Genomic DNA, 17,222 nt, shown 5'->3' on the forward strand with positions numbered 1-17,222 from the left:
GACGCCGAGGCTAACGGCGCAAATAGAGCTGCCGGTATTCCGTCGGCGTCATGCCTTCCTGCTCGAGAAAACGCTTGTTGTAGTAGCTGACGCTCGGATAGCCGGCTCGTTCGGCAATTTCCTTGACCGTTAGCTGCGGCTGCTCCAGCAGCCATTGCTTGCTATTCTGCAGACGGCACAGCGTAATAAAGGTCATCGGCGTCAGATGAGTCGCTTTCTTGAACAGGCGGCAAAAATAATAGCTGCTGACGCCGGCCCGGTCCGCCCAAAGCTGCAAATCGAACGGCAGGCAAGCATCGCGCTGCATTTCGGGCAAGAGCTCCGAAATCCGGTTGTCGGCCTCAGGGCTTCTGGCTTCGGACCAAGGAACCGCTTGCGTGACGAACTCCGCCAGGATCGCGTAAGTCAGCGTCGAGATGCGGGTCAACTGCCAAAACCCGTTCTGCTCCAGCTCCTCCAGCAAATCCGCCAAAGCCTGCTCAAGCGGCTTCCACTGCGGTATTTTCCACAAGGGCTTCGGCCCGATGCCCCGTTCCAGCAAAAACTCCTTCAGCGTTTTCCCGTAAAAATGCACCCACCGCACTTCCCAGGGGTCTTCCTTGCTGCTGTAGTACCTTTGCGATTGTAAAGGGAAGTAGAGAAAGGCGTCTCCCCGGTGCAGCGTATGCTGCTCTCCGTCGGTTTCCAGATAGCCTTTGCCGTCCACGATCAGATGGATGCTGAAATTGTTGAGAGCTCCAGCTTTTCGCAGCACTTCATGCTCGGGGTCCTTGTACCAGCCGACCGATTCGGGCAGCAGCAAATATTCGTGCTCGTTAAGCGTCGGCAAAAAGCTTTGACGCCGCATTTTTACTTCTCCTTTTGAATGACAATATTGTTTTATTCGACTGCAAAAAGATGTTATTTTCATTTTATTCGAGGATCAATATAATGACAATATCTTAGCATATTCATCCAAACCAAGCTGAAGGAGCGATGAGGGAATGAGGGAAAACAAAGTTCGTTGGGGAGTTATCGGCTGCGCGGGTATCGCCGTACGCTCGGTCATTCCGGGGATTCAACAATCGGCTACCGGCACTGTGGCGGCCATTGCCAGCCGAGGTCCGGACAAAGCGAAGGAAACGGCGGAGCGGCTGAATATCCCGAAAGCGTATGGAAGCTACGAGGAGCTGCTTGCCGATCCCGAGATTGATGCCGTTTACATTCCGCTGCCAAACCATCTGCACAAGGAATGGACGATCCGCGCCGCAGAGGCGGGCAAGCACGTGCTGTGCGAGAAGCCGGCCGCGATCGATGCGGCCGAAGCCGAGGCGATGGCGGAAGCTTGCCGCCGGGCGGGCGTAACATTCGCCGAAGCGTTCATGTACCGCTATCATCCGCGCTATGCGGCCATAAAAGCTGTCATCCGGAGCGGGGAAATCGGCGAGATCCGCGCCATCCACGGCGCCTTCACCTTCAACAATGCGAAGGATGCGGACAACGTGCGCTACAAGCAATGGATGGGCGGCGGGTCGATCTACGATGTCGGCGTGTATCCGATCAGCGCGGCGCGGTTCATTCTGGAACGGGAGCCGGAAGCGGCGGCGGTGCATGCCTTCTTCTCGCCGGAGCACGATCACGTCGACATGATGGCCTCGGGACTGCTCGAATTTGCCGGCGGCGTTGCGCTTACCTTCGATTGCGGGATGTGGGCGGCCGGACGCAATACGCTGGAGATCGTCGGAACGGAAGGACGGATCGAGGTCCCGTCCGCGTACGTTGTCCATGAAAACGCGCAGGATCATTTTTATGTCTATGCCGGAGGGGAAAAGCGGGAAGAGGAGGTTCCTTACTTGAACCAATATACGCTTCAAGCCGATGCGTTCGGCCGGAACGTCCTGCACGGCGAGCCGATGCCGTTCGGACCGTCGGACGCGGTGAACAACATGCGCGCCGTCGACGCTTGCCTGACGTCGGCCCGGGAACGCCGCCGCGTGGAGTTGAACTTATAATCGAGGGGAGGAACGAGACGTGAGAACGATTCGCATTGAAGGCTTGGAAAAACCGGTATCATGCCTGATTCAAGGTTCGGATTATTTCAGCATGGACATCTACGACAAGGTCTGCGGCGTGCTCGACGCGTTCTTCAAGATCGGAGGCAATACGATCGATACGGCTCATGTCTATGGCGGCGGGAACAGCGAGCGCACGATCGGCCAATGGATGAAGGACAGGGGGAACCGGGCCGATGTGATACTTTTGACCAAAGGAGCTCATCACGACAGCAGCGGACCGCGCGTGACGCCCGAAGCGATCGCCAGTGATTTGAACGAAAGCCTGGAGCGGCTCGGCACCGATTACGTGGATTTGTATGCGCTGCATCGCGACGATCCGTCCGTACCGGTCGGCGAGATCATCGAAGCGCTTAACGGGCATATCGCGGCAGGCCGCATCAGGGCGATCGGCGCCTCAAACTGGACCGTGCAGCGGCTGCAGGAGGCGAACGATTATGCGGCTGTGCACGGCTTAACCGGGTTCGCGTTCAGCAGCCCGAATCTAAGCCTGGCCAAAGCGAAAGAGCCGTTCTGGGCCGGCTGCGTATCGGCTTACGCCGACGATTGCGCGTGGCACGAACAGAACCGCTTCCCGCTGTTGTCTTGGTCGTCGCAGGCCCGGGGCTTTTTCACCGGACGCTATACGCCCGAGGTGACGGATAACGCCGACCTGGTGCGGGTGTTCTACAGCGACGACAACTGGGCTCGGCTGCACCGGGCCGAGGAGCTGGGCAAGCAAAAAGGCGCCAGCCCGATTCAGATCGCGCTTGCCTATGTGCTGAACCAGCCGTTCCCCGCTTGCGCTTTGATTGGGGCGCAGACGCCGGAGGAACTGGAGTCGTGCCGGCAAGGAGCGGACATCCGCTTAACGCGGGAGGAGCTGGACTGGCTGGAGCACGGATAGGTCGATGGTCTGCCTCGCTGCGTGCGACATAGATATCGCATAACGAAGAGCATTTTCGCAGGGGCGAGAGTGCTCTTCTTTTTTGCGGCCGCTTTTGTTGAAATATTTAGAAATCTTTAGCTAAAATCTATTTATTTTTGGAAGAAATGGATGATATTATTTGAGGAAATAGTTAGTGAAGTAAAGGGGGTGGGCAGAGTTAGCTTGATTCGCACATCTTGGTTCAGGCGGAACATCCAATACCAAGAGGAGGATCTTCATGAAAAAGCAATCGATCAGCGCGTTGTTCTTGTTACTACTCGCACTTATTGCTTGGACTTCCCCCGGATCGGCAGAAGAACTTCAGCCACCCCAAGCTTCATCCGGAAGCGGCACGCAAATATCGGGCGATATCAGCCAAGATACGGTATGGACCAAAGCCGGCAGTCCCTACATCGTGACGACAACCATTTTCATTCGTGAAAAAGCTACACTATCCATCGGGCCGGGCGTTGTCGTCAAGTTCCGTAACGAAACGGGACTCCGGGTAGGTGGAAACTTACTCGTGAGCGGCACACAAAGCGAACCGGTCTTATTCGGCCCGGAAACCCCGCAGTCCGTTCCAAGCTGGAAAGGACTGGATCTGGAATATATCGATACGAATACCGTCCGAATCAAGCACGCCGAATTTACCGGCGCCACCTCGGCTATTGATGCCGGAACCTACCCCATCATTAACAAGACCCCGGCCATTATCGATCATGTCAAGTTCGCAAACAATCAGACTGCACTCTACGGAGATATCAAGGTTTTTAACATAGCTTCTTCGGTATTTGAAAATAACGGGACGGCGATTCGAGGCAGCCGGGTATTTGTCTATGACAGCCTCATCCGCAATAACGGAGGAGGGGTGACTGATCTCGGGGACTCCGAGGCGCGGAAGGATATGGATAATTTAGTCGCCAAAAGCCGCCTTGAGGGAAACCGATCGTATGGACTTAAGGGCGCAGGAGCCATATACGATTCTACGATTACAGGGAGTACGTACGGCGCTTATGTCGACCGTGTTTTCAACGGCATGTTCGGAACGATTTCTATATATCTATATGATACCAAGGTCAGCGGCAATCAAATCGGTCTGCTCAGTACGACGGGGGATCCAGAAAATACGATCCGTTTCAAGCGCGGAGAACTATCCGATAACGAAGTTGGCTTTGACGGACCGATTCCCGTGACGGAAAGCAATATACTTCGCAACGGATGGAACGGCGTAATTAACACCTATCAGGGCTCGGATGCTTTACCCCTTCAAAACAATTATTGGGGAACGACCGACGAGCAGGAGGTCGCTTCGAAGCTTAAACTGGGCAGCGATGTACAGGTGAATTATGTCCCTTTGGCGGCGGCGCCCTTCGAGGCTCCGGCAGATGCACCTGTATGGCCTGCTTACAGCGTTCTGAAAGTCACCCCTGACGGAGAAGGCAAAGTTAAATTGGAGTGGCCCCGGGCGGGAGTTTATTACCTGCTGTATCGTAACGGAGAATTACTGACGCCTGTGAGGTCATACAGTTACACCGAAAGCTTCACCGATACGCTGCTGTCTCCCGGTCAGAAATATAAATATGAGGTATTCGCGGTAAACGGCTCCGGTATCATAAGTGAGACTTCGTTAAAAGAAGGTCCGGCTCCGGAAATTCCGTTGGCCCATTGGCCCGAAGGCAGTCGCCTGGAGTTCGAACGACTCTACCGGGACAGGTACGAATTATCTTGGACGCCGGCAGTCGGTGCGGAATATTACGCGATATATGTGAATAACAAAAGGATCTCTCAAAATAGGGGGAGTGACACTTCATTCTCGTTTTTTCATTACAAATTGGAGGACGATACGGAGTATACCTTTAAAGTAGAGGCCCTCAACAAGGAAATGAAAGAAACGAACAACGGTCCTACGCTTACCGTAAGAACTCCCATCGAAGATCGAACTCCGCCGGTTGTAAGCGAACATTATCCGGCTGACAACGAGGTTATAACCACCTCTAATCCCGTCATTTCAGCTAAGATTACCGACAGTCAAGGCAAAGTGAAGGACATCACGGTTATTATAGAAAATGAAAAATTAGCTCAAGATTGGCTAAACCACACCTACGACAAGGCGACAGGTAGGGTGACCGCGCCAGCAAACGGGTTGACGCCGGGCAAGTACAAATTGATCATTGTTGCGAAGGATGACGCGGATAACAGAGAGGTATCCATCACTAAGTTTACGGTAGCCTTGGCACCGACCGGGCCGGTGTGGCCTGAGGGCAGCACGCTAACTGCGTCGAACGTGACGTCGTCGTCGCTGACCTTGAATTGGACGCTGGCGCAAGGGGCGACGGGGTATCGCATTTACCGGGACGGCAGCGTCGCGGGCTCGGTTTACGGCAATGTGTATTCCTATGATGTAGCGGGGTTGCAGCCGGACACGACGTATACGTTTACCGTCGAAGCTATGGATGCGGCAGGCCATGTCAGCCAAAATAATCCGGCAACAACGGTGAAAACGAAAGCGTCGCAAGGACCGGCGGAGGCTGTCCGCTTGCAAGCCCGGCCCGGCTTCTTGAACGTCGGCTCCGTACTGGAATTGCAAGTGCGTGCGGGTCGGGCGGAGGACGTGTACGCTTTTCTGGCGAAGCTGCAATACGATCCCGCCAAATTCAAGCTGCTGCAGGCTTCGCTGCACCCGGAATTCGGCACGGAGGGAACCTCCGCAGTGAGAGGTTATAACGCGCCTGCGCCGGACCGGGTACACGTGAGCGGTTCTTTGCTTGGACAAACGCCTGGACGGAGCGGAGACGTAGGTCTGGCGGCCTTGCGGTTCAGTGTGCTCCAGCAGGGCAGCGGTACGTTCACGCTGCAGCCGGATTCGCAGCTTGCAAGCAGCCAAGGGGCGATTCGAACGCTGCCCGGGCCCGTCGCCTTGACCGTACGGGTCGGTTCGGCAGATTTTGATCAGGACGGCCGGATCGGGCTCAGTGATCTCGTGCTCATCTCGAAGCGGAGCGGAGCGCGTATAGGTCAGCCGGGATATGACAGCTTGTACGATTTGAACAATGACGGAGTTATCGACAGTATAGATGTGCAGTATGTTGCGGACAGAGTGGCGGGATGAAGCACTTCTTGGTTCGGGCGGAAAATCCAATATTGGAGAGGTGGATCTTATGAAAAGGCTGTTGATCAGCGCACTGTTCTTGTTAGTAATGTTTTTTATTGCCTTCGCTCCCCTCGTATCGGCAGAAGAATTTGAATCGCCAAATTCATTGAAAGCGACCGATGGCAACGCTTCCGTCCCTGTTCCGGTTTGGCCGACCGGCAGTCGGCTGGAGCTCACGGAAAACTTCGGTGGCGCATACACATTGACTTGGACGCCGGCTGAAAACGCCCAATATTATGTCATTTACCGGAACGGGAGGAGTTTGGGACGGTCGCCGAGCACCCGTCCATATTTTGCCGATCGTCTTGATGAGAATACTCTCTATACCTACAGAGTGGAAGCATATAACGAGGGTGGGCCCGAGACGGATAACGGGCCGCAGCTTACCTTCAGGACCGAGTTTAGAGATAAGGAAGGGCCGGTGATTAGCAGCCTGCAACCGGCAAAAAATGCAGTGGTAAATACCCCGAATCCTGTGATATCGTTCGTCGCTACCGATAAAGGAAGAGGGCTTGAGCGAATCACCGTGACGCTTGATAGCAGCGAATTACTATTTAGCAAATCGTACGAAGGAGAGAAGGTTACGACCGTGACGACACCGGCGCACGGATTGTCCAATGGAAATCATGATTTGGATATCCAGGCTTGGGATAAAATTGGAAATCAAACCAACTTGAAAACTAGCTTCAACGTAGCGGCTGCTCCGAGCGGGCCGGTGTGGCCTGAGGGCAGCACACTAACCGCGTCCAACGTGACGTCATCGTCGCTGACCTTGAATTGGACGCTGGCGCAAGGGGCGACGGGGTATCGCATTTACCAGGACGGCAGCGTCGCGGGCTCGGTTTACGGCAGCGTCTATTCCTATGTCGTAGCGGGATTGCAGCCTGATACGACGTATACGTTTTCCGTCGAAGCTGTGGATGCGGCAGGCAACGTCAGCCAAAATAATCCGGCAACAACGGTGAAAACGAAAGCGTCGCAGGGACCGGCGGAGGCTGTACGCTTGCAAGCCCGGCCGGGTTTCTTGAACGTCGGCTCTGTGCTGGAATTGCAAGTGCGTGCGGATCGGGCGGAGGACGTGTACGCTTTTCTGGCAAAAATGCAGTACGATCCTGCCAGATTCAAGCTGCTGCAAGCTTCGCTGCACCCGGAATTCGGCACGGAGGGAACTACCGCAGTGAGAGGTTATAGCGCGCCGACGCCGGATAAGGTGCATGTGAGCGGTTCTCTGCTTGGACAAACGCCGGGGCGGAGCGGAGACGTGGGCCTTGCGGCTTTGCGGTTCACCGTGCTTCAGCAGGGCAGCGGTACGTTCACGCTGCAGCCGGACTCGCAGCTTGCAAGCAGTCAAGGGGCGATTCGGACGCTGCCCGGGCCCGTTAGCTTGACCGTTAATGCCGGCTCGGCGGATTTCGATCAGGACGGCCGGATCGGGCTCAGCGATCTCGTGCTTATCTCGCAGCGCAGCGGAGCGCGTGTAGGTCAGCCGGGATATGACAGCTTGTACGATTTGAACAACGACGGAGTCATCGACAGCGCAGATGTGCAGTATGTTGCGGACAAAGCCGCGGGATGAAACTTGATTCAGGCGGAACATCCAATACCAAGAGGAGGATCTACATGAAAAAGCAATCGATCAGCGCGTTGTTCTTGTTACTTCTCGCACTTATTGCTTGGACTTCCCCCGGATCGGCAGAAGAACTTCAGCCTCCCCAAGCTTCATCCGGAAGCGGCACGGAAATATCGGGCGATATTGCGCAAGATACGGTATGGACTAAAGCCGGCAGCCCCTACATCGTGACAACAACTGTTCGAATATACGAAAACGTTACACTATCCATCGAGCCGGGCGTTGTCGTCAACTTCCGTAATGAAACGGGACTCCGGGTGGGTGGAAACTTGCTCGTGAACGGTACGCAAAGTGAACCGGTCTTATTCGGCCCGGAAGCCCCGCAGTCCGTTCCAAGCTGGAAAGGACTGGATCTGGAATATATCGATACGAATACCGTCCGAATCAAGCATGCCGAATTTACCGGCGCCACCTCGGCTATTGATGCCGGAACCTACCCAATCGTGAACAAGAATCCTGCGATTATCGATCATGTCAAGTTCGCAAACAACCAGACTGCACTCTACGGAGACATCAAGATCTTCAACATAGCTTCTTCGGTATTTGAAAATAACGGGACGGCGATTCGAGGCAGCCGGGTATTTGTCTATGACAGCATCATCCGAAACAACGGAGAAGGGGTGACAGACCTCGGGGACTCCGAGGAACGAAAGGATAAGGATAATTTCGTCGTCAAAAGCCGCATCGAAGGAAACCGTTCGTATGGACTCAAGGGCTCGGGCGCCATATACGATTCCATTATTACAGGGAATGCGTACGGCGCTTATGTCGACCGCGTTTTCAACGGCATGTTCGGAACGATTTCTATATATCTATATGATACCAAGGTCAGTGGCAATCAAATCGGTCTGCTCAGTACAACGGGAGATCCGGAAAATACGGTCCGTTTCAAGCGCGGAGAACTATCCGACAACGCCGTCGGCTTTGACGGACCGATTCATGTGACGGAAAGCAATATACTTCGCAACGAATGGAACGGCGTAATTAACACCTATAACGGTTCGGACGCTGTACCGCTTCAAAACAATTATTGGGGAACGACCGACGAGCAGGAGGTCGCTTCGAAGCTTAAACTGGGCAGCGATATACAGGTGAATTATGTTCCTTTGGCAACGGCGCCCTTCGAGGCTCCGGCGGATGCTCCTGTGTGGCCTGCGAATAGCGAACTGAAGCTTGAAGGGAAGGGGACTGTCGGCAAAATTACTTTAAGTTGGCCTCGGGCCGGACTCTATTACCTGCTGTATCGAAACGGAGAATTGCTAACGCCTGTGCTGACGGACGATTACACCGAGACCTTTACCGATACGATGCTGTCTCCCGGCCAGACATATGAATACGAGGTATTCGCGGTAAGCCGCTCCGGTATCGTGAGTACGAATGCTTTGAAAGCAACTTATGGTGACAATACATTTCCACCTGCGGCTTGGCCAGCAGGCAGCCGATTGGAAGCGAAGGAGTGGAAAAAAGATAGTGTTTCTCTAACTTGGACACCAGCGGAAAATGCAAAGGAATATCGGGTGTACCAGGACGGCAACTTGCTTGGTACGCAGTTGGGTAACCGCAATACGTATTTTGTTGATCAACTTACTCCAGGTACGACCTATACTTTTAAAGTGGAAGCAGGAAATGAAAACGGCAAATGGACGACCAGCGGTCCCCAATTAACCATAACGAAGAATAATGGCGACCAAGAACCGCCTGACATTAGCGGTGTGCAGCCAGCCGACAATGCGGTGGTATATACTCCTAATCCGGTGATATCGGCTGTTGTGTCCGACAGAGGGGTAGGAGCACAGTCAGGAATCGCGGTGTATCTTGATGAGAAACGCCTCGATGGCATAAAAGAAGATGTGGAGAAGGGGACTGTGAAGGTACACACTTCTGGGTTGAGCATCGGCAAGCATACATTGCGGATTAGAGCAGATGATCTGGTGGGAAATAAAGCGGAGTCGATCACAAGTTTCACTGTAGCCTTTACGCCAGGCGGACCGGTATGGCCCGAGGGCAGCACGCTGAGCGCGTCGAAGGTGACATCTTCGGCGCTGACCTTGAACTGGCCGCCCGCACAAGGAGCGACAGGATATCGGATTTACCAAGACGGAAGCGTCGTAGGCTCGGTTTACGGTGAAGTTTATTCCTATACTGTGACGGGACTGCAGCCGCAAACGCGGTATACGTTCACCGTCGAAGCTTTCGATGGAGCGGGGCGAATTAGCCAGAAAACTCTGACGGAAACCGTTTGGACGGAAATTCCAATAGAGCTTTGGCCGCCAGACAGCCGATTGGAAGCGCAGGAATGGGGAAAAGACAGTGTTATCTTATCTTGGACGCCAGCGAAAAATGTAAAATATTATCAGTTGTATCAAAACGGAAGATCGATTGACACCTTGTTTAGTCACCAGACAAAGAAAGAGGTTAACGGTCTTGTTCCCGGCACGGCCTACACCTTCAAAGTGGAAGCGGCTATAGACATTGGGACATGGACCAGCGGCGGTCCCGAATTATCAATGAGGAAGGGCGACGGCGACTTGGAGCCTCCTGTCATTAGCGATGTCCGCCCAGCCGATCAAGCGGTAGTGTATACTCCTGATCCCGTGATAACGGCCGTCATTACCGACAGCGGGGTAGGGCTGTACGCAACCAGAGTTACTATTGACGGGCAATCGTTGCCATACACAAGCTATAATACCGAGACTCGTACCATGACGGCATCCGCCCGCGGGTTAAGCATCGGCAGGCATACATTGGAAATTGTTTCATGGGACGAAGTGAACAATACGGCGAAATCGATCACAAGCTTCGTCGTAGCTCCTGCGCCGACCGGGCCGGTGTGGCCTGAGGGCAGCACGTTAACCGCGTCGAACGTGACGTCGTCTTCGCTGACCTTGAATTGGACGCTGGCGCAAGGGGTGACGGGGTATCGCATTTACCGGGACGGCAGCGTCGCAGGCTCGGTTTATGGCAGTGTCTATTCCTATGACGTTGCGGGATTGCAGCCGGACACGACGTATTCATTTTCCGTCGAAGCCGTGGATGCGGCAGGCAACGTCAGCCAAAATAATCCGGCGACAACGGTGAAGATGGAAGCGGCGCAAGGAACGACGGAGGCTGTCCGCTTGCAGGCCCGGCCCGGCTTTTTGAACGTCGGCTCCGCACTGGAATTGCAAGTGCGTGCGGATCGGGCGGCGGAAGTGTACGCTTTTTTAGCAAAGATGCAATACGATCCTGCCAAATTCAAGCTGCTGCAGGCTTCGCTGCACCCGGAATTCGGCACAGAGGGAACCACTGCAGTGAGAGGTTATAACGCGCCTGCGCCGGACCGGGTACACGTGAGCGGTTCTTTGCTTGGACAAACGCCTGGACGGAGCGGAGACGTAGGTCTGGCGGCCTTACGGTTCACCGTGCTCCAGCAGGGCAGCGGTAAGTTCACACTGCAACCGGACTCGCAGCTTGCAAGCAGCCAAGGGGCGACTCGGACGCTGCCCGGGCCCGTTACCTTGACCGTTAACGCCGGATCGGCGGATTTCGATCAGGACGGCCGAATCGGACTGAGCGATCTTATACTCATCTCTCAGCGCAGCGGAGCGCGTGTAGGTCAGCCGGGATATGACAGCTTGTACGATCTGAACAACGACGGAGTCATTGACAGCACAGATGTGCAATATGTTGCGGACAAAGTGGCGGGATGAAATTTGGTTCAGGCGGAAAATCCAATACCAAGAGGAGGACCTTCGTGAAAAAGCAATCGATCAGCGCGTTGTTCTTGTTACTTCTCGCACTTATTGCTTGGACTTCCCCCGGATTGGCAGAAGAACTTCAGCCGCCTCAAGCTACATCCGGAACCGGCACGCAAATAACGGGCGATATCAGCCAAGATACGGTATGGACTAAAGCCGGCAGCCCCTATATCGTGACGACAACTGTTTTTATCTATGAAATAGCTACATTATCGATCGAGCCGGGCGTTGTCGTCAAGTTCCGTAACGAAACGGGACTCCGGGTAGGTGGCAATTTGCTCGTGAACGGTACGCAAAGTGAACCGGTCTTATTCGGCCCGGAAATCCCTCAGTCCGTTCCAAGCTGGAAAGGACTGAACTTTCAATATATCGATACGAATACCGTCCGAATCAAGCATGTCGAAATTACCGGCGCCACTTCGGGTATTGACGCCGGAGACTACCCTAACGTTAACCGAAACCCGGCAATTATCGATCATGTCAGGTTTGCGAACAATCAGACTGCACTCAACGGAGATATCAAGGTCTTTAACATAGCTTCTTCGGTATTTGAAAATAACGGGACGGCGATTCGAGGCAGCCGGGTATTTGTCCATGACAGCCTCATCCGCAACAACGGAGAAGGGGTGACGGACCTCGGGGACTCCGAGGTGCGGAAGGAAATGGATAATTTAGTCGTCAAAAGCCGCCTCGAGGGAAACCGGTCGTATGGACTTAAAGGCGCAGGAGCCATATACAATTCTACGATTACAGGGAGTACGTACGGCGCTTATGTCGACCGCGTTTACAACGGCATGTTCGGAAGGATTTCTATTTATCTTTATGATACCAAAGTCAGCGGCAATCAAATCGGTTTGCTCAGTACGACGGGAGGTCTAGAAAATACGGTCCGTTTCAAGCGCGGAGAACTATCCGATAATGCCGTCGGCTTTGACGGACCGATTCCCGTGACGGAAAGCACTATTGCGCGTAACGTGTGGAACGGCGAAATTAACACCTATCACGGCTCGGACGCGATACCGCTTCAAAACAATTATTGGGGAACGACCGACGAGCAGGAGGTCGCTTCGAAGCTTAAACTGGGCAGCAATGTCCGGGTGAATTATGTTCCTTTGGCGGCGGTTCCCTTCGAGGCTCCGGTAGATGTTCCTGTGTGGCCTGCGAATAGCGAGCTGAAGTTTGAAGGGGAGGGAATAAGTAGGAAAATTACTTTAAAATGGCCTCGGGCCGGCCAATATTATTTACTGTATCGAAATGGAGAATTGCTGACCCCTGTGAGGACGAACAATTCCATTTACAATTATCCCGAGAGTTTCACCGATACAATGCTATCCCTCGGTCAGAAATATGAATACAAGGTATTTGCGGTAAGCCGCTCCGGTAATGTGAGCGAGACTGCTTTGACAGCAACTTTTAGCGACAATACATTTCCGGCTGCGGCTTGGCCGGCGGGCAGCCGATTGGAAGCGAAGGATTGGGGAGAAGATAGCGTTTATCTAACTTGGACACCAGCGGAAAATGCAAAGGAATACCGGGTATACAAAGACGGTAACTTGCTTGGCACGGAACTAGGCGACCGCTATACGTGTTATGTCGGTAAACTTACTCCCGGTACGACCTATACTTTTAAAGTGGAAGCGGGCAACGAAATCGGAAAATGGACGACCAGCGGTCCCCAATTAACCATAACGAAGGACATTGGCGACCAAGAACCGCCTAACATCAGCGGTGTGCAGCCAGCCGACAACGCGGTGATATATACTGCTAATCCGGTGATCTCTGCTATTGTGACCGACAGAGGGGTGGGAGTACGGTCAGGAACGGCGGTGTTTCTTGATGAGGAACAACTCTTAAATATAAAACAGAATACGGAGACGGGGACCGTGTCGACACTGGTCTTTGGGTTGAGCAGCGGCAGGCATACGCTACGTATTATGGCCCAGGACCTCTTGGGAAATAAAGCAGAGTCGATCACGAGCTTCACCGTAGTCCTTACGCCAGACGGGCCGGTATGGCCCGAGGGCAGCACGCTGAGCGCGCCGAAGGTGACATCTTCGGCGCTGACCTTGAGCTGGCCGCCCGCACAAGGGGCGACAGGATATCGGATTTACCAAGACGGAAGCGTCGTAGGATCGGTTTACGGTGAAGTTTATTCCTATACCGTAACGGGACTGCAGCCGCAAACGTGGTATACGTTGTCCGTGGAAGCTTTGGATGGAGCGGGGCGAATTAGCCAGAAGATTCTGAAAAAAAACGTTCGGACGGAAATTCCAATAGAGCTTTGGCCGCCAGACAGCCGAGTGGAAGCACAGGAATGGGGAAAAGACAGTGTTATCTTATCTTGGACGCCGGCGAAAAATGTAAAGCAATACCAGTTATATCAAAACGGCAGATCGATTGGTTCCATGTTTAGTAACCAGACAAAGAAAGAGGTTAAGGATCTGATTCCCGGTACGACCTACACCTTCAAAGTGGAAGCGTCTATAGACCTTGGGTCATGGACGAGTGGCGGTCCCGAATTAACAGTGACGAAGGGCAATGGCGACCAGGAGCCTCCTATCATTAGCAATGTCCGGCCAGTCGATCAGGCGGTGGTGCATACACCTGATCCCGTGATATCGGCCGTCATTACCGACAGCGGGATAGGGCTGGCAAGAATCACGGTGATTGTTGACGGGAAGTTTCCTCCGCTTGATAGAATCTACAATGAGGAGACCCGCACCATGACGGCAACGGTCCATGGGTTAAGCAACGGTAGGCATACATTGCGAATTGTTGCTGATGACAAAGTGGACAATAGTGCGGAGTCGATCACTAGCTTTATCGTAGCTCCTGCGCCGAGCGGGCCGGTATGGCCCGAGGGCAGCACGCTAAGCGCGTCGAACGTGACGTCGTCGTCGCTGACTTTGAACTGGACGTCGCCACAAGGGGCGACCGGGTACCGGATTTACCGAGACGGCAGCGTCGCAGGCTCGGTTTACGGCAGCGTCTATTCCTATGACGTTGCGGGATTGCAGCCGGACACGACATATACGTTTACCGTCGAAGCTGTGGACGCGGCAGGCAACGTCAGCCAAAATAATCCGGCGACAACGGTGAAGACGGAAGCGGCTCAAGGAACGACGGAGGCTGTCCGCTTGCAGGCCCTGCCCGGCACTGGACTTGGAAGTGCGTACGGATCGGGCGGCGGACGTGTGCGCTTTTCTGGCAAAGATGCAATACGATCCTACCAAATTCAAGCTGCTGCAAGCTTCGCTGCACCCGGAATTCGGCACGGAGGGAAGCACCGCAGTGAGAGGTTATAACGCGCCTGCGCCGGAACGGTAACGTTCCGGTTTCTTTTTTTACCGGACTACAACACAACAGATTCATCAGCACTCATGACCGGATGCCGTCCGGTGTGAGATTGTGATATAATGATCGGACAAACGCCACCATTTGGAAGTGAGTGAAGCGCAAAGCATGAATGTGCGGGAGCAGTTCGGAAATATCGATATTTATTTGTTTGACCAACTGCTGAAAGGGAGGATCGCTCCCGGGATGCGGTTGCTCGACGCAGGCTGCGGGAATGGGCGAAATCTGGTCCATTTTCTGCGCGAAGGCTATGACCTGTGGGCCGTGGACCGGTCGGCCGAAGCGGTGGAAGCGGTCCGTGCTTTGGCTCACGAGCTTGCGCCGCACGGAGAGCGCATCCCTCCTGAGGAACGTTTCCGTATGGAGCCGGTGGAGAAAATGAGCTTCGCCAACGATACGTTTGACGTCGTCATTTCTTGTGCGGTGCTGCATTTTGCCGAAAGCGAAACTCATTTTCAGCAGATGGTATCGGAGCTTTGGCGGGTGCTGAAGCCGGGGGGCCTGTTGTTCGCGCGTCTCGCTTCGGGCGAAGGCCTGGAGAACCGCATCCGTCCGCTTGGCGGCGGCCGGTATGTGCTGCCGGACGGCAGCGAGCGGTTTCTGGCCGACTCCGGGCTGCTGGAGCGAACGGCGGAAAAGCATCATGCTTTGCAGGTGGAGCCGCTGAAGACGGTGAACGTGGAGAACCTGCGGTGCATGACGACCTGGTGCTTGAAAAAGCCGCATATTTTATTTTTCGATCCGATCGAAGAACGGTCGGAAGAACGATTGCCGGAGGGGATCGGCGAAACGGACGAAACAGAAACGGGAGGATGACATTTAGATGAAGCTGAGAGTTTCGGCGGTACAATACCATTTGCATACGATTGGCAGCTTTGAACAATTTGCTGCGCAGGTGACGAGTTACGTCAGGACGGCGAAGGAGTTCGAATCGGACTTCGTGCTGTTCCCGGAGCTGTTCACGACCCAGCTCATGTCCATAGGCCGGGGGGACGGGAGCGGCGAAGCGCTCAAGATCGGGGAGCTGCCGCAATATACGCGGCAGTACAAGGAGCTGTTCCAGGGCCTGGCCCGCGAAACGGGCATGCACCTGATCGGAGGAACGCATATTATTGAAGAAAACGGCCAGTTGTACAATACGGCGTTTTTGTTCTATCCGGACGGCCGGGTCGCTGAACAGCGCAAGCTGCACATTACCCCGTGGGAAGTCAAAGGATGGAACATGGCGGCGGGTGATTCGCTGCAGGTGTTCGATACGGATAAAGGACGGATCGCGATCCTCGTTTGCTATGATATGGAGTTTCCGGAGATCGTCCGGATGGCCCGGGCGCGCGGGGCGGACGTTATTTTCTGCCCGTCGTGCACGGATGACCGGCACGCCTTCCACCGGGTACGCTATACGTGCCATGCCCGGACGATCGAGAACCAAATTTATGTCGTGGCGACTGGTACGGTCGGGTCGCTGCCGACGGTCGATTTTATGCGGGGCAATTTCGGGCAGGCTGCGATCATTACGCCGAACGATGTGCCTTTCCCGCCAGGCGGCTTGATGACGGCTGGGGAGATCAACGACGATATGATCATTACCGGGGATTTGGATCTTGCGCTGCTGTACGAGGTGCGGGAAAAGGGCTCCGTTACGACCTGGAGAGACCGGCGTACCGATCTGTATCCGGATTGGAAGTAAGGGAGGAACGGCTGTGGGCTCGTACCGGAAAGATATGTACGTATTCGACGGAGACCGTCCCGTTAAGGCGACGATCCGCTCTTACACCGAACGGGACTTCGCCGGCTTGATTCGGATTCAGCAGGAAAGCTTTCCGCCGCCGTTTCCTTCGGAGCTGTGGTGGAATGAGGAGCAGCTCAGGAATCACGTCGAACGGTTTCCCGAAGGCGCGCTCTGTGTGGAGATCGGCGGCGAACTGGCCGCATCGGTGACAGGCCTGCGGGTCGATTTCGATCCCGCGCATGCCGATCACACATGGGAGGAGATTACCGACGGAGGGTATATCCGAAACCATAACCCGTCCGGCAGCACGCTGTATATCGTGGACATATGCGCGCGTCCGGCTTACCGGAAGCTCGGCCTTGGCAAATGGCTGATGCTGTCCATGTACGAGGTGGTCGTCGAGCTGAAGCTGGAGCGGCTGCTCGGCGGCGGCCGGCTGCCCGGGTATCACCGGGTAGCCGACGAGATGACTGCCGAAGACTACGTGCGCAGCGTTTTGGAAGGGGAACGGAAAGATCCGGTGATGACGTTTCTGCTGCGGTGCGGCCGAACGCCGGTGAAATTGGTTTCCAATTATTTGGAAGATGAAGAATCCTTGAATTACGCGATGCTGATGGAATGGCGCAATCCGTTTCTCAGCGCGAAGCGGGGATAGGCGTACGG

The 17,222-nt window shown here is 54.5% G+C and carries 10 protein-coding genes; 9 read left to right on the forward strand and 1 reads right to left on the reverse strand.

All coding sequences use genetic code 11. The features are described 5' to 3' along the window. Positions 1-10: 10 nt before the first annotated feature. A complete protein-coding gene (locus tag QMG93_RS07905) occupies positions 11-847 on the reverse strand; it encodes an AraC family transcriptional regulator (protein WP_281935175.1) in 837 nt (278 codons plus the stop codon). A gap of 136 nt (positions 848-983) precedes the next feature. Here QMG93_RS07905 and QMG93_RS07910 point away from each other — a divergent pair, with 136 nt between their 5' ends. The 9 genes from QMG93_RS07910 (at position 984) to QMG93_RS07950 (ending at position 17,214) form a co-directional block, all read left to right on the forward strand. Further along, complete coding sequence (locus QMG93_RS07910) at positions 984-1,991, forward strand: Gfo/Idh/MocA family protein (RefSeq protein WP_281935177.1); 1,008 nt, start codon at positions 984-986, stop codon at positions 1,989-1,991. 19 nt (positions 1,992-2,010) lie between these two features. Next, positions 2,011-2,937: an aldo/keto reductase gene (locus tag QMG93_RS07915; protein ID WP_281935179.1), complete on the forward strand. Its 927-nt coding sequence runs from the start codon at positions 2,011-2,013 to the stop codon at positions 2,935-2,937. 259 nt (positions 2,938-3,196) lie between these two features. Next, positions 3,197-6,067 (forward strand): fibronectin type III domain-containing protein, encoded by a 2,871-nt coding sequence (locus tag QMG93_RS07920; protein WP_281935181.1) that lies wholly within the window; start codon positions 3,197-3,199, stop codon positions 6,065-6,067. A 49-nt stretch (positions 6,068-6,116) separates the two neighbouring features. Then, a complete protein-coding gene (locus QMG93_RS07925) occupies positions 6,117-7,685 on the forward strand; it encodes a fibronectin type III domain-containing protein (protein ID WP_281935183.1) in 1,569 nt (522 codons plus the stop codon). Positions 7,686-7,729: 44 nt separating this feature from the next. Next, a complete protein-coding gene (locus tag QMG93_RS07930) occupies positions 7,730-11,428 on the forward strand; it encodes a fibronectin type III domain-containing protein (RefSeq protein ID WP_281935185.1) in 3,699 nt (1,232 codons plus the stop codon). 44 nt (positions 11,429-11,472) lie between these two features. Next, entirely contained in the window at positions 11,473-14,781 is a 3,309-nt protein-coding gene (locus QMG93_RS07935; RefSeq protein WP_281935187.1) for a fibronectin type III domain-containing protein, read from the forward strand. A gap of 157 nt (positions 14,782-14,938) precedes the next feature. Then, complete coding sequence (locus QMG93_RS07940; RefSeq protein ID WP_281935189.1) at positions 14,939-15,646, forward strand: class I SAM-dependent methyltransferase; 708 nt, start codon at positions 14,939-14,941, stop codon at positions 15,644-15,646. A gap of 7 nt (positions 15,647-15,653) precedes the next feature. Beyond that, on the forward strand, positions 15,654-16,517 hold the full coding sequence (locus QMG93_RS07945; RefSeq protein ID WP_281935191.1) for a carbon-nitrogen hydrolase family protein: 864 nt from the start codon (positions 15,654-15,656) through the stop codon (positions 16,515-16,517). Between the two features lie 34 nt (positions 16,518-16,551). Continuing rightward, entirely contained in the window at positions 16,552-17,214 is a 663-nt protein-coding gene (locus tag QMG93_RS07950; RefSeq protein WP_281935458.1) for a GNAT family N-acetyltransferase, read from the forward strand. The last annotated feature ends 8 nt before the right edge of the window (positions 17,215-17,222 follow it).

The organism is Paenibacillus tyrphae, assembly GCF_027925525.1.
GTDB classification, from domain to species: Bacteria; Bacillota; Bacilli; order Paenibacillales; family NBRC-103111; genus Paenibacillus_G; species Paenibacillus_G tyrfis_B.